The 19,048-nt window shown below is 59.1% G+C and carries 11 protein-coding genes; 10 read left to right on the top strand and 1 reads right to left on the bottom strand.

Annotation, left to right across the window (positions count from 1 at the left end; all coding sequences use genetic code 11):
* Window positions 1-137 precede the first annotated feature (137 nt).
* From DXB53_RS05855 to DXB53_RS05825, 7 genes are all read left to right on the top strand, one after another.
* Complete coding sequence (locus tag DXB53_RS05855; protein WP_117583707.1) at window positions 138-1,358, top strand: peptidylprolyl isomerase; 1,221 nt, start codon at window positions 138-140, stop codon at window positions 1,356-1,358.
* Between the two features lie 54 nt (window positions 1,359-1,412).
* Window positions 1,413-1,856: a GatB/YqeY domain-containing protein gene (locus DXB53_RS05850; RefSeq protein WP_006235801.1), complete on the top strand. Its 444-nt coding sequence runs from the start codon at window positions 1,413-1,415 to the stop codon at window positions 1,854-1,856.
* A 338-nt stretch (window positions 1,857-2,194) separates the two neighbouring features.
* On the top strand, window positions 2,195-2,926 hold the full coding sequence (locus tag DXB53_RS05845; protein WP_055251548.1) for an amino acid ABC transporter ATP-binding protein: 732 nt from the start codon (window positions 2,195-2,197) through the stop codon (window positions 2,924-2,926).
* Window positions 2,927-2,934: 8 nt separating this feature from the next.
* On the top strand, window positions 2,935-3,810 hold the full coding sequence (locus DXB53_RS05840) for a transporter substrate-binding domain-containing protein (RefSeq protein ID WP_117583706.1): 876 nt from the start codon (window positions 2,935-2,937) through the stop codon (window positions 3,808-3,810).
* Window positions 3,811-3,835: 25 nt separating this feature from the next.
* Window positions 3,836-4,582 (top strand): amino acid ABC transporter permease, encoded by a 747-nt coding sequence (locus tag DXB53_RS05835; protein WP_035136546.1) that lies wholly within the window; start codon window positions 3,836-3,838, stop codon window positions 4,580-4,582.
* A gap of 3 nt (window positions 4,583-4,585) precedes the next feature.
* Complete coding sequence (locus DXB53_RS05830) at window positions 4,586-5,224, top strand: amino acid ABC transporter permease (protein ID WP_055285379.1); 639 nt, start codon at window positions 4,586-4,588, stop codon at window positions 5,222-5,224.
* A gap of 167 nt (window positions 5,225-5,391) precedes the next feature.
* Window positions 5,392-6,015 carry an AAA family ATPase gene (locus tag DXB53_RS05825; protein ID WP_117583705.1) on the top strand — a complete coding sequence of 208 codons (624 nt, stop codon included), beginning with the start codon at window positions 5,392-5,394 and terminating at the stop codon, window positions 6,013-6,015.
* Window positions 6,016-6,066: 51 nt separating this feature from the next.
* Here DXB53_RS05825 and DXB53_RS05820 read toward each other — a convergent pair whose 3' ends face one another.
* Window positions 6,067-7,470 carry a LuxR C-terminal-related transcriptional regulator gene (locus tag DXB53_RS05820; RefSeq protein WP_158556500.1) on the bottom strand — a complete coding sequence of 468 codons (1,404 nt, stop codon included), beginning with the start codon at window positions 7,468-7,470 and terminating at the stop codon, window positions 6,067-6,069.
* Between the two features lie 217 nt (window positions 7,471-7,687).
* Between DXB53_RS05820 and DXB53_RS05815 the strand changes: the two genes are divergently transcribed.
* The 3 genes from DXB53_RS05815 (at window position 7,688) to DXB53_RS05805 (ending at window position 18,860) form a co-directional block, all read left to right on the top strand.
* Window positions 7,688-9,307 carry an LPXTG cell wall anchor domain-containing protein gene (locus DXB53_RS05815; RefSeq protein WP_117583703.1) on the top strand — a complete coding sequence of 540 codons (1,620 nt, stop codon included), beginning with the start codon at window positions 7,688-7,690 and terminating at the stop codon, window positions 9,305-9,307.
* Window positions 9,308-9,512: 205 nt separating this feature from the next.
* Window positions 9,513-11,906, top strand: a complete 2,394-nt coding sequence (locus DXB53_RS05810) for an LPXTG cell wall anchor domain-containing protein (RefSeq protein ID WP_117583702.1) — start codon at window positions 9,513-9,515, stop codon at window positions 11,904-11,906.
* A gap of 336 nt (window positions 11,907-12,242) precedes the next feature.
* The gene (locus DXB53_RS05805) at window positions 12,243-18,860 is read left to right on the top strand and encodes a leucine-rich repeat protein (protein ID WP_117583701.1); all 6,618 of its coding nucleotides are present in this window, start codon (window positions 12,243-12,245) and stop codon (window positions 18,858-18,860) included.
* Window positions 18,861-19,048 lie beyond the last annotated feature (188 nt).

Here is a 19,048-nt window from a genome sequence, read left to right as displayed (position 1 = left end):
AGGCCCGATTTTGCCTCTTGACAATGTCCTGCTCATATTAAAAGGAACGTCCCCAAGTGCCAGGGCTGCCCCTTTGTCGCGGGGGCTGCGTTGTGACACAATGGCGTTTGTTCGATTCGTGATGCGAAAGGCCAACTATGGCAAACAAGAAAAAGAACTCCGAGGCCGCACCGACGCCCGAGCAGCAGGCCCGCGCCGCGTCGAGCTCTCGTAAGAAGCAGCGCAAGACGTACGTGTCTAAGACCGTCAAGATCGTTCTGGTGGTCATCGGCGTGCTGGCGATGCTGCTATCCGTCTCGGCCATGGCGTGCTCCGGTCTCATGTCGCAGGCAGAGGATACCTCGGGCTACAAGCTTACCGGCGGTGTGGCTGCTACTATCAACGGCACCAACCTCACCGAGGACACCGTGACCAAGCAGATCATGAGCATGCGCACGTCCTACGGTTACACCAAGGACAAGGACTGGGCGCAGTATCTGGTCGACAACGACCTCACGCCCAAGAAGTACCGCAAGCAACTCATCGACTCCTACACGCAGCAGATTCTGCTTCAACAGGCACAGAAGGAGAACGGCGCGACGGTGTCGGACGAGGAGGTCGAGAAGGCTTGGAAGGACGCGTGCAAGAGCGCGGGCGGTGCCAAGGCCTTTAAGAAGACCCTCAAGACCTACGGCTACACCGAGGACACCTATAAGAGCTCGCTCAAGGAGAGCCTGGCGCAGCAAAAGCTCAAAGATGCCGTGGCGCCCACCAGCAAGCCCAAGGACAGCGAGATCGTCGATTACATCAACGAGAACCTGTCCAACTACAATGACGCCCGTCGCTCGTCGAATATTCTGATCAAGGTCGATTCCGACGCTTCCGACGAGGACAAGGCCGCCGCCAAGGCCAAAGCGCAGGAGTGCCTGGACAAGATCAACTCCGGTGAGCTGAGCTTTGAGGACGCCGTTGAGCAGTACTCCGAGGACACCGGTTCCAAGGAGAAGAAGGGGGACGTGGGCTGGGACAAGCTCACCACCTTCGTCGACAGCTACCAGACGGCACTCGAGGGGCTCAACAAGGGCGACGTGAGCGACGTGGTCGAGTCGACCTATGGCTACCACATCATCAAGTGCACCGACTACTTCCATGTCGATAGCCAGGTCGATGATATCAAGCAGGTGCCCAAGGCCATCAAGAAGTACGTTTCCAACGTGGTGAAGACGCAGGCGGCCAGCACTGCGTATAGCGAGTGGCTGGAGCAGTACAAGAAGGATGCCGACATCACCGTCAATCCCATGCCCAAGGACGTGCCGTACAACGTCAGCCTGAAGGGCGTCACCAAGAGTTCGACCGACAATTCGTCGACGACTGAGTAATCATGGGGCGGCGCTCGTGTGAGTGTCGCCCGCACTATTGAGGAGGATTTGCAGATGACCAACGAAGAGCTGCAGAAGGAAATGATCGCAGCCATGAAGGCTAAGGACAAGGTTCGCCTGTCCATCATTCGCCAGGTCAAGGCCGAGGTGAAGAATATCGAGGTCAACGAGCGCCGCGATGTGACCGAGGAAGACGTCAACAGCATGATCAAGCGTCTGATTAAGCAGACGAGCGAGACGCTGGAGATGTCCATCAAGGCCGGCACCGACCAAGAGCGTACCGACAACCTGACCGAGCAGGTCAAGATTCTGGAGAGCCTGCTGCCCGCGCAGGTTTCGGGCGAGGAGCTCGAGGCCCTGATCGAGCAGGTCATCGCCGAGCTGGGTGCCACGTCCAAGAAGCAGATGGGCCAGGTCATGGGCGCACTCGGCAAGGCCACCGGCGGCAACTTCGACAAGCCTGCGGCGGCAAAGATCGTCGGCGCCAAACTCGCGTAACGGCTCGACGCTGCAAACCCGTACACACGGCAATCTGACGTTCAATTTCAAGGGCGCGACCATAAGGTCTGCGCCCTTTCATTTCACGTCACCTTGCTCGCGTGTACGGGTTTTCGCTGACTTATGCTCAACAAGGGCGGTTGTATTATTTTCGGTGCTCATTGGGGACAGACTTAAATGAGTACCCACGGGGGGTACTCATTTAAGTCTGTCCCCAATGAGCACCAACGAGCAGGTGGAAGATTGCGGGTTCTTTACGGGAATGTAGTGTGGGCTGCGGAAACGTGGTTCTTTCCGTACAATAGTTCAACTCGTGTAAACGCAGGGAAGGGACATACATGGCAGACATGATCGAGATCAAGCATCTCAACAAGTACTTTGGCGACCTGCATGTGCTCAAAGATATCAACCTCACCGTCAAGCGCGGCGAGAAGCTCGTAATGATCGGGCCTTCCGGCTCGGGTAAGTCGACGCTCATCCGTTGCGTCGATTATCTGGAGGAGCCCACGTCGGGCGAGGTCATCATCGACGGTACGCCGCTTACCAAAAAGAACCACCTGGAGATGGCTCGCAAGTATAGTTCCATGGTGTTTCAGCAGTTCAACCTGTATCCCAACATGACGGTGCTCGGCAACCTGACGCTCGCGCCCATCAAGCTGCAAAAGAAGAGCAAGGAGGAGGCGACCGAGATCGCCATCGCCGCACTCAAGCGCGTCGGCATGGCGCATAAGGCCGGCGAGTATCCGCAGAATCTCTCGGGTGGTCAGCAGCAGCGCATCGCCATCGCCCGCGCCCTGTGCACCAAGCAGCCCATCATCCTGTTTGACGAGCCGACTTCGGCGCTCGACCCCGAGATGGTCCAGGAGGTTCTGGACGTTATGATTGAGCTCGCGCAGGAGGACATCACCATGATCTGCGTGACGCACGAGATGGGCTTTGCGCGCCAGGTGGCCGACCGCGTCATCTTTATGGAGGACGGCCGCATTCTGGAGGAGGGCACGCCCGAGCACTTCTTCGATAACCCCGAGAACCCGCGCTGCCGCGAGTTCCTGTCCAAGATTCTGCACTAGGCGCGGTGATGGACATGACGGATATGACGAGGGCGGCCGTGTCGCGCCGTCACTTTTTGCAGCTGGCGGGCGCCGGCATGCTTGCGCTGACGGGGACCGCGCTTACCGGTTGCGGCAACTCCACCCGCGGCGAGGGCTCCGACAAGGGGTCCAAGCTTGCGGCCATTAAGTCGCGTGGACATCTGAATGCCGGCGTCAAGAAGGACGTTCCCGGCTATGGCTATTACGACACCGCCAAGGGCCGCTTTGAGGGCATGGAAGTCGATTTGTGCTACCAGATCGCCGCTGCCGTCTTTGGCGTGAGCTACAAGGAGGCCCGCGCCCAGGAGCTTGTCGAGTTTACCGACGTAACGCCCAAGACGCGCGGCCCGCTGATCGATAACGGCCAACTCGACGTGGTCGCGGCGACCTACACCATCACCGACGAGCGCAAGAAGAGCTGGGATTTCTCGACGCCGTACCGCACCGACTACGTGGGACTCATGGTCAAGAAGCGTTCGGGCTTTACCTCGATTGAGGACTTGGACGGCAAGGTCATTGGCGTGAGCCAGGGTGCCACCACGCAGGGCCTGATCGAGCAGATGATCAAGGACAACGGCTTTAGCTGCAAGCCCGAGTTTAGGGCCTTTAGCGGCTACCCCATCATCAAGAGTTCGCTCGACGCCGGCAATATCGACGTCTTTGCCATGGACCGCTCCACGCTGGCCGGTTACATGAACGAGACCGTTGAGCTGCTGCAGCCCGAGGTCAAGTTTGGCGAGCAGGGCTACGGCGTGGCGACCAAGAAGGGCTGCGACCTTTCGGCCGTGGTCGATCAGGTGATTTGCGATCGCCTGGCCGACGGCTGGCTCGACCAAGAGGTCAAGACCTGGGGTCTTGTATAGACGCATCGTCCAAGGAAGGAATCAAATGCTCGAAGGATTATTTGACGCCGACCGTTGGTCGACGACATTTCAAAACATGGGGCCCTTCTGGGAGGGCTTTGGCGTGACGCTGCAGGTGGTCGTTGCCGGTCTGCTGCTGTCGCTGGTGCTGGGCACGCTGCTGGGCGTGTTCTCCACCACCCGTTCGCGCGTGCTGCGCGCCATAAGCCGCGTGTACGTGGAGTTTTACCAGAACACCCCGTTGCCCGTGCAGGTGCTCTTTATGTACATGGCCGGTCCGCAGTTTTTGCAAGCCATAACCGGTGCCGACCAGCCGGTGCGCATCGCGCCGTTCGTGCTGGGCTTCTTGGGCGTGGGCCTGTATCACGCGGCCTACATCTCGGAGGTTATCCGCACCGGTATCGAGGCGGTTCCGCGCGGTCAGATGGAGGCGGCGCAGAGCCAGGGCTTCACCCGTGCGCAGGCGTACTGGTACATCGTGCTGCCCCAGACATTCAAGATCATTCTGCCGCCGCTGTGTAACCAGGCGCTCAACTTGGTCAAGAACACGTCGGTGCTGGCGCTTGTGGCCGGCGGCGACCTTATGTACCGTTCCGACAACTTTGTGAGTCTGTACGGTTATCTGCAGGGATACATCGTCTGCTGCCTTATGTACTTCATCATCTGCTTTCCGCTCGCCATGCTGGTGCAGTGGCTCGAGCGCCGCTCCAAGGAGCGTCCGCGCGGCGTGAGCCTCGCCGAGCTGGGGCTCGACAACGTAGAGGAGGCCTAGCGCATGGAAATCTTCAACGCGACCAACCTGCTCTACATTTGGGGCGGCTTTGTTAAGACGATCGAGATCTCGGCGCTGTCGATCTTTTTCTCGCTCATCTTTGGCACGGTGCTGGCGCTTGTTAAAAGCTATGCGCCCCGCCCGTTCCGTATTTTGGTGAGTGCCTATATCGAGCTGTTCCGTTGCACGCCGAACCTGCTGTGGATCCTGTTTATCTACTTTACGGTGCAGGGCTTGGACATTGTGATTTCGACCATCGCCTTTACGCTGTTTACCAGCGCTGTTATGGCCGAGATTGTGCGCGGCGGCCTCAACTCGATTCCGCGCGGCCAGTTTGAGGCAGCGCAGAGCCAAGGCTTCGGCTTTTTTGCCACCATGCGCTACATCATTCTGCCGCAGACGTTTAAGACGATTATTCCGGCGCTGTTTAGCCAGTGCACGACCGTCATCAAGGACAGCTCGTATCTTTCGGGCATTAACGTGGCCGAGCTCATGTACACGGCAAACGTCGTGATGGCCCACGCGATCGATCTGTCGCAGGTGCTTATGCTCTACGGCCTGGTGTTTGCGATGTACTTTGTGCTCAACTTTGGTATCTCGCTGCTGGTCCGAGCTTACCAACGCCGCATCGTAGCCGCATAGCCTGGCTTTCCCTGGCACCCAACCTTGGCCTTCAAACCGTCGCTCGCGTACCAAAGTACGCGTCGCTCCTCTTTCAGGCCAATCTTGGGCACCAGGAAAACCCAGGTACGGTATCGTGGGAATAAGAGATAAACAGCCCTTTTCTCATTTGTTAGAAAGGAATCGCGATGAGCGATCTGGAGAACAAGAAGAATCCTGTGGTCATTACCATCGCGCGCGACTTTGGTGCCGAGGGACACGAGATCGGACGCATCCTCGCCAACGAGTTGGGGATTCCGCTGTACGACAACGAGCTGCTGGTGCGTGCGTCGCTGCGCGCGGGCGAGTCGCTCGATAAGATGGCCGCCTATGATGAGCGCCTGGCCGTGGAGAACATGGCGTTTCTGCCCGACCGCTACGATGCCCGTTCGTACTCGGACAAGCTATTCCAAAAGATGAGCCAGGTGATTTTGGACTTGGGTGAGACCGAGAGCTGCATTATCGAAGGCCGCCTGTCCGATTACCTGCTTCGCAACAACCCCAACCACATTGCCGTGTTGGTGACCGCTCCCTTTGAGGACCGCGTCGAGATTGTGCGCAAGAAGCGTGGCCTCAACAAAAAGAAGGGCGCCAAGCTGGTCAAACAGCAGCAGAAGGCGCGCGAGGCGTTCTATAAGCGCTACAGCGCCGGCAAGTGGAAGATGACGAGCGGTAAGGATATCGTCGTCAACCGCGCCAAGCTGGGGCGCGAAGGCTGCAAAGACGTCATCGCGGCGGCCTACCGCTACAAGCTGGCGCAGCTCGAGGGCTAGCCGATCAAAACCACCACAAAGGGGACAGGCACCTTTGTGGTGGTTTTTGTTTTAGGCGGAGGGGAAGGCCTTGGTGAGACCGGCGCGCGTCTGCGTGTCGGTCTTTTGATAAATGGAGCTCAGGTGGCGCTGGACCATGCGCATCGAGATGCCGAGCTCCTCGGCGACCTGCTTGAGCGGGCGTTCATCCTGGGTTACGGCTATGAGCGCGTCGACTTCGCGCGGGGTGAGAGCGTGATCGGTGATGAAGGCCCGACGCTGCTCCTCGATATTCGGTGCTGCCAGCGCCTCCTCGGCAAGCTGTTGATGTTCGCGCTCCTGCTCGGTTTGGGGCAGGCGGAACAAGCCGGCTGCCACGAATGCTGCGCAGGCGGCGACGAGCAAAATGAGCGCACCGATCATGATGAGAGCAACATTGCCCGAGGTCACAAGCGCAAGCGAGACGCCCGACGTGGTGAACGCGCACACGTTATTGGCCGCACGGCCCATGCCGGCCCAGAAGGCGGGTACGTGCATGTGCGGTGCCAGCTGAGTAAACGTGGCGGTAAAGAACGTGACGAAAAAGCCCGAGCTCAGGTAAAAGACGACAAGGCCCAGGTTGGGATCGGCGCCCGCTTCCACGGCCAGGATGGAAATGGTGGAAAGCACCGTGACGCCGAGCATGACGAGTCCCATATAGCGACGCTCGGCAAGGTCAAAGACGATGCCGGCAAGCAGACCGCTCGCTGCCAAAAAGAGGCGTGGCCAGGTTTGCACGGCGATGGTGCCGTGGGCGTTGGAGAACGTGACCACGTTATCAAGAGTAGAGAACAGGCAGGCGAGAATCATGACGAGCGCGATGCTCCAGCATGCCTGTTTGGCGAGGGCATGAGAGGGCTCAACAAAGGGATTGATGGAGGGACTGGAGCTCTCGGCAGCCTTTTGGGGAACGACGCTGAGGGCGGAGACGGCGATCGTTGCCGCGCCAAGAATGATGAGCTCTGCGATGCCGCCGCAATTGAGCAGGTTGATGGCGAACTGCATCAGGATGCCCGCGGCATAGGCTGCTCCCGCACCGGTGGCGAGCTTGGGATCGTCTTGGAATGTCGTTGCGAAGGCATGGTGTGCCGCGCCGCCCAGTAGGCCGAGTCCGAGGAATGCGAGGCATCCCAGAATCTCGAGCGCAAGCGGGCTCGTGGGGGACTGAATCTGAGTCAACCCCAAGATGGCGATGGGGACGGCGGCGCTGACAACTGCCTGAGGCCGGCCTTTGCGCTGTGCGAGCCCGAGCAGCGGCGCATATCCGATAAAGCCGATCACGCTGGCGCCCAGGATAAAGCCCTGTGCGAGCACAACGCGTTCGGCACCGGTGAGTAGCCCGACATTGATGTCGAATCGAAACTCGGCGGCAAGAAAGACAAAGGTAAAGAGCGCAAGTGCCAGAAGCGCGTTGATTTTAGGCTTACTCAGGTTCAAGGACGGTCCTTTGGGTGGACGGAACAATCGTGCCCTCGATTGTAGACCATGACGGTAGGGGGCAGGCCTTTCGTGGGGGGCGGGGTGCGCTTGCCAATTGCATGCTCGTTGCCTTTTGCGCTGGCAGGTGCGCCACATGAGAATTTGTGTCCCAGGATCCGGATATCTTCCCGTAACATGGTGTTATAGAAGCACCCCTTACGACAAGGAGGCTCACATGCGAAAGCAAATCCATGACAACTCAATCAACCACGGCCGTGCGTGCTCGTTCTCCCACGGAACATGGCGCCGCGTAGGCACAAAACTCGCCTGCGCGGGGGCCTGCGTGCTCATGGCCGGCCAGCTGCTGCTGCCGAGCGTGGCGCTCGCCGCCGACTGGGTCAACGTGGGCGGCACGCAGTACGACGCGGGCACTGCCGCCGGCGACGATGCGGGAACCTGGTCCTGGGATGGCGCTAACGACATGAAGCTCAACGGCTACGACGGTACCGGCATCAGCGCTCAGGGCAACCTCACCATCGATGTGGCGGGCACCAACACCATCACGGCCGATGCCGGTCAGAGCGCTATTGCTGCCAAGAACGGCAACCTTGCCATTACCGGCGACGGCACCCTTAATGCGACGGCCCAGACCGATGTGATTGCGGCGGAAGGCGACGGCAATGCGGGTGGCGATGTGACCATCAGCGGCGCCAACGTCAACGTGACGGCTTCGGGCGCAGTGAACAGTGCGACGGGCATTCGCGCGACGGCCGGCAGCGTGACGATCGATAAGGGCGCCGATGTCAAAATCGAGGCAAAATCGGCGGAAGGATCTTGGCGTCCAACGGTGGGCACCTACGGTATCTTTGCCGATAACCTTCCCAGTAGACACGCTGCTCAGGAAGGCGAGCAGGAAGAACCGGATTATGTCTCCGTGCACGGGGGCGACGTCACGATCGATGCCGCCAACCTGTCGATCAAGACAGCCGATGCCTGGCAGGTTTCCGTGTGCATCAATACGGTCGGTATCAAAAAGAATACCCTCATGAAAATCGTCAACAGAGCCGATGTCGCGCTTTCCGCCGGCAGTGCGGCTTCGCTCTCGGCGGGCATCAGCGCGCGTTCGCAAAGCGGTGCGGTGTGGATGCTTGTCGAGGAGTCGAATCTTACGTCTCGAAGCCTGTCTGCTGCAAACGGCATCGATGCCGTCCGCAATCAAAGTTTTGGAATCATGGCAGAGGCAAACACCGGGTCGGAAACGCCTCGTATCAAGATTCGCAAATCGAAGATTGAGGCCTCGGACGCGACTGCGGGAATCTATGCGATCAACTGCAACGACGCGACTGCGACGCTGTTCCGTGCCGCGATGATCGATTTACGAGGAAACGCGATGATTACGACTCCGACGGACGGTGCCGTGCGCGATGTGAAAAAGGTTGTCGATACGGGGAAATGGCCGAGCTCCCAGAACGGGCAGGTCGTCGGTGTTGCCGGTTCGTCTGCCATTACGGATATCGTCGGTTCTGCCGAGGTCGCCCATGATGTAGTGATTGATTTTGGAGACGGACAGGAGCCGGAGCCGACGCCCGATCCAGAGCCGACGCCGGAGCCCGATCCCGACCCCATACCCAATCCCGAGCAGAAGCCTGGCCTCAAGTCCGTAGACAAGGACGTAAAGACCAACACGGCGGTCACCAAGACCGTTACGACCAAGACTGCCGCCGGCGCCAAAAACGCTTCCGGTGTTCTGGCTGCCACAGGCGACAACGCTGCGATGGCGGCGGCAGCCCTCGGCATTGCCGGTGCGTCCGTCATCGGCGCCGGCTTCGTCGCGTCCAAGCGCCGCAATCGCTAGCGCAAGCTTTCATAGTCATTTTCAGCCGCCGCGTGGGCATAAATGCTCTTGCGGCGGCTCTTTGTATTTCCGCAGGTAGAGGCCTAGGTTCGCATCTACGAACCTAGGCGTACGGAGTCATTTGGCGCATCTTGGTCGTACAGGGCCACCGCAAAGGGGACAGGCACCTTTGTGGTGGTATGGCCCATCGACCAAGGAGGCCGTTATGAACGGAAGCCACTTTGATAAGCAAACTCAGCGTGAGCGTACCTGCTCGCTGGTTCACGGTACCTGGCGTTGTGTGGGTGCCAAAATAGCTTGCGCCGGCGCGTGCGCGCTTATGGTCGGTCAGTTGCTGCTGCCGAGCGTGGCGCTGGCGACGGAATGCGCCGATCCCGTCGGTGCGATGGACGAGGTTGCCGCGGCTCCGGTGACGCCGACGGTTGCGGAGGATACGGCGGCAACGACCGCACCGGCTGCTTCGACCGCACCTGCAACCGATGCTGCTCCGGCGGCGCAAGCCACCGCTGAGCCTCAGCAGACGGCCCCGACTGGCGCCACCGATGAATCCAACGATGCGGCACCCGCTGAACAAAATACTCCCAGCGATAACGCCGCCACGCCGGCGAATGACGCCATCATGCCCTGCGGTGTGACCGATGTTGTTGGCGGCAGCGGCGTTAGGGTCAATATTACGGTGCGGAACAATTACACCGACATCAAGAAAGAAGAAACGATTGAGTATGTGAAGGGGATTGCCCTTGTAGATGGAGACCAGTCTGCTCTCGATGGCAGCGCTTTGACTTTTATCGGCCTGGGGGACTTGATCGTCCATGCGGCGTATGACAGTGCGAGCAATAAAACAACGCTTACCCTGGATATCAGCAAGATTCAGAGACAGAAGGAGGAGCAGAAGTACTTTACGGAGTACAAGGAGAATAAGTCCAAGATGACGACCACCTATGATGGATCCAAGCTTACGTATACGGGTACAGAGCCCGGGAATATCATCATCGGTGATCCGGACGACGCCTTTAAAGGAGACACCGAGGCGACCGGGAAACCCACTATTAACGAGATCCGGGATGACTACTACACCCGCACCCATGTCTACGAGAGGGCGTGCCTTGTTATCCCGGCAGCGGAATCAGAATCGGAATCCATCTCCTTTGCCAATGTTCAGAATACGAACTTCAATTGGCAGCTGGATACTGGTCCGCAGGCGACGGCAGGTGTCCCTAACTACGATGCAGATAAATACGAAATCGCTTATGAATGCTGGCAGGAATTTGAAAACAACGAACCCGTTGCTGCCTGGTATTCCGATAACGGCTCACATGGTTCCCTGCCGACTATTACAAAGTTTAAAAGCGGGAAAGAGTACGTGTATTCTCTTATGCTGAAGCCAAAAGACGGATATTCCTTCAGCGATGAAACCGTTGTTACCGTAAACGGGGAAACCGTAAAGTCGAGTCTAAGCGGAGAATTCCTGTATGTCCCTGCTATTAAAACAATTACGATGCCTACTTCGTCGGAAAACGAAGCTCTTGAGAATCTAAACGTCAACGATGTGAAAACCGACTACGCGCCCGGCGAGGCGCCGCGTGCGACCGCGACGATTCCTGCCGCCGATGCCGACAAGTATGAGATCGCGTATGAGTGCTGGGAGGAGATGGATGGCAGCGACCCTGCGGAGCTCACGCCCGTTGCCTTCTGGTATTCCGACCCTGCCAAGTATCCGACGGGCGCGAGGAGGATCGAACACTTCGAAGAGGGCAAGTTCTACATGTACTCCGTTGAGCTGAGGCTCAAGGGCGACAATACCGTGGCCGATGACTGCATGATGTACGTCAACGGTCATTGGGCGCACCACATCAAGACCGTCAACGGCGTCTTCGCGCCAAACGCTGACAATATGCTGTGCGAGCAGCCGATCGACGAATGGCGGGCCATCGACGTTATCGAGATCAACGGCGCCACGACCATCTTCAAGGCGGGCGATAAGCCGGTCTTTACGGCGAATGTTCCGACGGGTTCCAACTCCCTTCCTCAGTGTGAGTTCTGGACGGGCAGCGATGGCAGCGAAGTGAACTCTCAGAAGTTCTGGGATCAGAACATCACGAATCACATCGACGTCTTTAAGCCCGGCGTGACCTATCGCTACGGTATCTACCTCAAGTCCGCGCGCGGCTTCTACTTTACGCCCGACACCAAGCTGGTGATCAACGGCCAGGAGTGCGGCTACCAGGTCGCGGATAGCGTATCCGATGAGGACAGCGGCTGGATCTACACCCTGTGGCTCAACACCGATCTGACCTTTACGCCTGAGGCCACGCCGACTCCCGATCCGCAGCCTACGCCGGATCCCAAGCCGACACCGCAGCCTGAGGTTAAGCCTGAGACTAAGCCCGAGGTTAAGCCCGAGACCAAACCCGCGGCCAAGTCGGCCACGACAACCGCTACGACCAAGACGGTTGAGAAAACCACGCCGGCCAAGAAGAGCGATGCTGTCCTGGCTACCACGGGGGATACCACCGCGATGACGGTCGCTGCCCTAGGCATCGCCGGCGCAACCGTAGCCGCCGCCGGCCTCGCCGCGACCAAGCGCCGCAAGCGTTAGGTTTTGGTGGCGGCGCCTATCCTCGGCTTTTGCAAGATCTCAATCTGTAACACCAAGCCAGATATTTGGGCTCCAGGTGTTACAGATTGAGATGAACCGAATGGCCGCCAATCTAATGTCTCGATCTGTAACACCAAGCGGGGAATTTGACCTCTAACTGTTACAGATCGAGACAAACTGGCCGGCCAAGTCCAGAACCGCCACAAAGGTGCGTGTCCCCTTTGTGGCGGTTTGCGCAGGTAGAACGGTAGGTTCGTATATATGAACCTACCGTTCGCTTTGTTTTTGGACAACGATTACGCTGGATGACTTTTGGTTTGCAGGAAAGGAACGACCATGAGGTGGACTACTGTTCGAGCGCTTTGCCGCCGCCTGACCATTGCCGCGGTGACCCTCACTATGGTGACGGGCTCGTTGCCTGTGGGCGCGTTTGCTGAGGTGTTCACCACCGATAGCACCTTTGTGCAGACGGATGTCGACCAAGTAGACGCCGTCGACCCCGCCGACGCCGCGCCCAATGTCGATGCCGCCAACGCTGCCGACACCGCGCCCGATGCCGGCGCTGCCGACCCCACAGTGCTCGATACCGGTGACACCCCTACGCCCCCGGACTCCGAGATTGCATCAGCGGCAGGCCTGACGGGTGCTGGGCAGACCGAGAGCACGCCCGTGGGCACGCTCGCCATCGATCTTGTCGAGGGCAAGGAGCTCGCCGAACAGCAGAAGCAGGAGGAGGCCGCCGAAGCCGAAGCAACCTGGAATGAGGATCTTGGGCTCTGGATGACCTCGAAGGGCGCCACGGGCGTAAAAGGCGAATACGATGATGGCTACGTGGCCGGCGAGCAGACTCCCGCGCAGTACTACTTCTCGATCGATAGCCTCACCAACGAAATTTCTATCGAGTATGGCGACGCGGGCATTACCACGTTGGAGGTGCCCTCGACCATCGACGGCAAGCATGTCGTAAGCCTTACGGGTATGGGAAGCGCTACGCTCACATCGATCACCTTCGCCCCTAATTCGCATGTCCGCTCGGTTGGAGGCTTGGGCGGCAGCAGCATCAAAGAGATCGCACTGCCCGATTCGGTCGAGGAGCTCAAGAGCTATGCATTCTACAAAAGCAAGACGCTCCAAACGGTAACCTGGCCCAACAACGCGGCCTTTACCACGATTCCCGAGCAGGCCTTTAAGGAATGTGAACAACTTGACGACAATGTGGTGGCAACGCTGCCGCCTTCGGTCAAAACTATCGACTATCTTGCATTCGCCTATTGCGGCGTGCCGCAGTTCTATGTCTCGGACACAACAGTGCTCACCTTTACCCAGATCAACGTGCCGGGCACGGTGGAGCGGATTGAGCGCAATGCCTTTGACGGGTGCTCCTTTGTGTCGTCGGTGACGATCGGCGACGGCGTTAAATATATCGGAGCGCACGCGTTCGCCTCTCTTGATCCTGCGATTGCCGGCAAAGAGATTGTGCTACCCAAAAGCGTGGAAATGATAGAGTGGGGAGCTTTTGAGAACACGAGATACGGAAACGAGACGAACCATAATGCCGTTGCCCTGCGCGTGATGAACCCCGATCTTCAGTTTGGTGAGGCGGGCTATTCGGGCGACTATAATGAGCGCGTGACAATCGATGGCGTAACGTATGCGATTCCCTTTAGTGAAGGCCAGACCATCTATGCCTATGCGACCGATTCGACTGGCAACCCCTCGATGGTCAAAAAGCTTGCCGATGCCGTGGCCGATCGCAAGGACTCCGTCGATTCCTCGAAGCCTGCCTACACGTTTGAGTGGATGGGCGAGGCGGCCCAGGTGACGGGCAAACTTCCCCAGAGCGCGACGGCTACACTCGTGCAGGCGGGGCAGTCCACGCCGCTGGCGGTTGGCGATGACGGCAGCTTTACAGCGGACGCTCTCTCCAAGACAGCAACCACCCTGCGCATTTCGCTCAGCGGTTACTATGACATGGTGCTGGCGCGCCCGGGCGACCAGATGACGGGCACATGGAATATCGGAGAGATTAAGGCGGAGGACTTTACCAAGATTCCGGCCTCGCGCGCGATTGAGCTCAACGTGGGATATCTTGAACCGATTGTGGGCCAGGATAAAACTGAGCGGATTGAGCTCGACAGTCTCGATAACATCGATCTGACGGTGAAGAGCGGCGGCAAGACGCTCAAACCTGCCAAGGGTGACAAAGAAAACGACTTCCGTATCCAGGGCACAGCACTCGTGGTGTCGCAGGCCATTGCCGACGCGGACCAGGATCTGGAGATAACGCTCGAGCCCAAAGACAGACTCAAGCTGGGCGGGGCGACGGCGACGGTGAAACCTTCGGCCGGCAAGGTTGATATCGACTTGAAGCCCTGGGGTACGGCGACGGTCACGACCAAGGGCGACTACCAGGGAGCCAACCGCGTGCTGGTGTTCCGTACGTCCGACGGCAAGCTCGTTGCCGACGGTGTAACCTATTTGATGGGTTACGAAGACGATGGCACCACGCCTATCATGAAGGCCGAGACGCCGCGCCTTAAGGCCGGTTCGTACACCATCGTCGCCTTTAACAAGACGAGCTACGACATCCAAGCGACGAGCTATTCCACGTTTAGCCGCCTAGGGCTGACCGTGGGTAAGCATATCGCGCAAAAGCAGGTGAAGATTGAGGACGGCAAACAGCTCGACGTGACGCTCGACGTCCCCACCTTTGACGTGGAGACGTATCGTGCCGAGCGTGGGCTGACGGCGGGCTCGGTTATCGCTGATTCGTCCGCGGTCGTTGGTGTGGAGACCGAGCTGCGCATTCATTACGAGCTCAAGGACAGCCAGGCTGCCAAGATTGAGATTCCGCTGGCCAAGGATGCCGTCGAGGATGTGTCCGCAGGCGCTCGCGAAGCCGGCGCCAGCTCCGATGCCATGTGGGCTGGCACAACTTGGGAGGGCGACAACCTCGTTCTCAATATGAGGAAGGGCATGGGCGCCGATGTGTTTGTGCGCTTTAAGCCTAAGGCCGCGGGCATCTATGCCGTCTCGCCGCTCATTACGCTGGGCGAGGTGACATTGCCGCTGGGAAGCACCACACTCGAGGTTAGCGGATCGCGCATCGAGGTCGACAACACCGACGTTCACAGCCTGCTGGGCAATGTGGCCTACGTATACGCAGCGCCCGGCAAAAGCGTGCAGCTTACCGTGGGCGCGGGCGCCTCGGCTGCAAAGTACACCGGCAAGACCAATAAACTCGGCCGTGCCAAGATTGAATACGAGCTGCCGCAGGATACGCTTGCCGCCGAGCGCGTGACGCTCGAGGCGCGCGTGGGCTCGACCGACGTCGCCGCCGCTGCCGCAGAGGTGACGGCTCGCAATTATGTGCGCTATGTTCCGGGCGCTTCGGTCTGGAACTTTGATGTGACGTATCGTGGCGGTACGCAAAACTTGGTCAAGGACGGTAAGGACACCGGCAAGAGCCTGTGGACCTTCCATCATCTGCCACAAAAGAAGAACGCCTACTGGACCTTTGACATCACGCTCGAGGTGGGAAACGAAGAGGCCGCCGACACGCTCGACCTGTACGTGGACTGCGTGGATGGCAAGACGGTGACGATTCCTCTGGCTCAAAAGTCGCGCGAGGGCACCCATGTTCGCTATGTGGCGGAGTATGTGGACGAGGGTTACCTTAAGCTGCTCGATGAGTTTAACAAGGCGAATGACTCGACCTATGTGAACTGCGGCAACTTTGAGCAAATCTTTATGCCGCAGACCTACCGCATCTCCAATGCTCAGCTTATGACCATGCTGAGTTTTGACGCCAAAGCTTCGGCCAAAAAGCATTCCGCCGCGGCCGAGGAGCGCCAGCAGGAGTTCTCGAATGCCGTGCAGCAGTGGCACGAGTATATGATGGATAACTCGTTTAATGATGTCGACGAGGCCTTTAACGACGCGATTGACCAGATGGTCGCCGATGCGTTTGCCGAGGAGGATGAGAACGGTAAAGAGGACGAAGCCCAAGGTGGAGCTGCCCGTAAGGCTCGTCGCGCCCCTGCCGCCAGCGAAGGCGAGAGTGATGATGCTGGCAACGACGAGGCGGCGCAGTTTGCCGCCGAGCTTAAGGCTGCGGTTGGTGGCTCGTCGGCGCTGCTGACCAAGCAGGGCGACAGCTATGGCGTCAACGTGGACAAGATGATCTTTGAGGACGCGTACGGCACCGGTGAGGATTGGTACCAGGAACTCGCGTCGGCTCAGGGTGCAAGCGCGGCGGACGCGGCGGCGCTCAAGGAGCTTGTTGACCATGCATCGCGAGCGGAGTTTATTGCCCAGCAGGCCGAGGATCTGGTGGGCCAGTCGATGGGTATCGGCCAGCTCAACCAATACGGAAGCTGGAATGACGCAACCGCTGCGGCGCTCAACAAGTGTGCGGGCATTAAGGCCAGCGAGTACAACGGCCAGTCGACGAGCGGGTTTAACGATTTGGGCCAGGCGCTCGGCAGCTCGCTGAGCTACAAGGCGGCTGACGACGATACCGTCAAGGGCTTTAAGGTCGCCGCGCCCGATGGCGAGCAGACGGCCTATATCGAGTCCGAGTTTATCGAGAACTCCAATAACAACAAAAACCAGGCGCTGCTGTTTAACTCGATCGCCATGCAATGCGACATTTTGGACAATCTGTACGATAACTGGAACGTAGTCCACAGCCTCAATAACTCTACGATTCGCGGATGGCTCATGGCCTGGAAGCGCAACGGCGACGTGAGCGCCCATATGAAGCTCATCCGCACGATCCGTTCGCTCAAGAGCTATAAGATCGAGTGCGAGATGTTCGGACAGGTCTTTAAGACCGATGCGTGGAAGGCGGCCGGCCAGGCGTTTCCCGCGGCGACCCAGGGCATCGGCATCTTTACCGGCATTTACGGCGTGAACGATGCCAGCAAGAACTGGGAGAACGTGAACATCCGTATGCAGAAGGTGAAGGGCGAGCGCGAGGGCTATGAGCTTCAGCATACGCGCTTGCTTGCCAAGCCCGAGAAGACCGAGGACGACTGGAAGTGCATTTACGCGCTGCGTGACGCCATGGAGAAGGCGCGTGCGTTTGAGGATCTGCTGTATCGCCAGCTCTGCCACGACAGCACCGATGTGGCGGTGGGCTCCATTATGACAATTGCCGGCGTGCTGACGGCCGGTTCGGCGGGTACCGTGGTGGGCGCTGCCTATGATGCGGCTTCGACGAGTGTGGGCTCGGAGCGCGCGATTAAGTTGACCAATGCCGAGTGCGCCTACGATGTCGCCTGTGAGCAGGTGGAACGCGCGTGCCAGAATCGTATTACGGTCAACTGGGGCGAGCTGACCGATGCCGAGGTCTACAAGGCCAACAAGGACGGCTTGATCTCGGACGAGAAGATGCAGTCGATCTTTGAGGCGCGTTATCGCCATGTGGCCGCCAAGGCTGCACCCGACCCTGCGGGCGTGGTGTACGAGGGTCTGCTGTCCAATACGGTTGAAGGCGCGACGGTTGAGCTGTGGAGCGCCGACGATGCGGCCGGTACCAATGCAGTGCGTTGGGATGCCGAGGAGTATGAACAGGACAATCCGCTTGCGACGGGTGTCGATGGCGCGTACAACTGGAACACGCCGACCGGCTGGTATCAGGTGCGCGTGACTAAGGACGGGTATGAGGAGGCGCGTTCGGCTTGGCTGCGCGTGCCGCCGATTCAGACTGAGGTGAACATTGGTTTGGTGTCGACGGCGGCGCCCGAGGTAGCTTCGGTCCATGCCTATACCGATTGCGTCGAGGTTGAGTTTACGCAGTATATGGATGCGAGTGACGATGCCCTGGTCGCATTGTGCGCGCAGGGCTTGGGCGACGTGACGTATACGTGGCTCGACAAGCAGGACGATCCCAATGGCAAGCCGCTGTCGCGCGTGCTGCGTATTCGCTATGCCGATGCGTGTGAGGCGGGCTCGACGGTGTCGTTTGAGCTCGACGGTGCTCGCAACTACGCCGGCAAGGCCATGGCACGCTGGGCAAGTGGCGAGCTTGCCGTGGGCGTTCGTGCCGACAAGCTCAAGCTCAACGTGGAACAAGCTGTGACCATGCTTGAGGGCGGCGACTTTGAGCTGGTGGCACACGTGACCGATAAGGCGGGCAAGCCGTTTGCGGGCGCCAAGGTTAGTGTTGGGCTGGAGTCCTCGGCTATCTGCTCTGTCGATGCCACCCAGGCAGTGACGGGCGAGGACGGCGCGGCGACGTTTGCGCTGCATGGTGCTCTGCCTGGTTTGACGACGTTGACGGCGGCGGTGGATGGCACGGCGCTGTCCAAGCAGGTTGACGTGCGCGTGTCTGCCGAGGCAGTGCGACCGGTGCGACCGGTGGCGACGATTGGTGCGACGACGTTTGGTGCATGGTCGCCCAAGGAGAACTACATTACGGTGCCCAAGGGCACGAAGCTGGAGCTTTCGGCCGAGGATGGCACGACCATTTGGTATACCACCAACGACACCTGCCCCTGCCGTGACGAAGGCCGCGTAAAGTACACCGAGCCTATTGCGCTCGATAGCAATATGTATGTGCGCATTGCGGCGCAGCGTCCCGGCATGTCGTATAGCGAGTATTCGGAGCGCTTGAACATTACGATTACGGTGACCGATGAGGCGACGCCCGATCCCGGGCCGGAGCCCGAGCCCAAGCCGGAACCCAAGCCGACGCCTGGCGGCGGCGAGCAGGGTGGCGGTGCGGATGGCTCTGGCGGTACCGGGGTTCCTGCGGGTGGTTCGACTTCGACGACGACAACGGTGACGACGGGCAAGTCCAAGGGTAAGGGCAAGAACGGTAAGAAGTCCGATAACGCTGTGCTCGTCAACACGGGAGACGCCACTGCGATGACGGTCGCCGCCCTGGGTATCGCCGGCGCAACCGTTGCCGCCGCCGGTGTTGCCGCGACCAAGCGCCGCAAGCGCTAGGTTTTGGTGGCAGCGCCCATCCTCGGCTTCGGCAAAATCTAAATCTGTAACACCAGGCCAGTAAAAATGGCTCTAGGTGTTACAGATTTAGATGAACGGTCCGGCCGTCAGCCTAATGTCTCGATTTGTAACACCAAGCGGGATATTTGGCCTCTAACTGTTACAGATCGAGATGAACGGGCGGACGT

It is taken from the genome of Collinsella sp. OM04-5 (assembly GCF_003439125.1).
Classification (GTDB): domain Bacteria; phylum Actinomycetota; class Coriobacteriia; order Coriobacteriales; family Coriobacteriaceae; genus Collinsella.
This window is presented reverse-complemented; position numbering and strand designations above follow the sequence as displayed.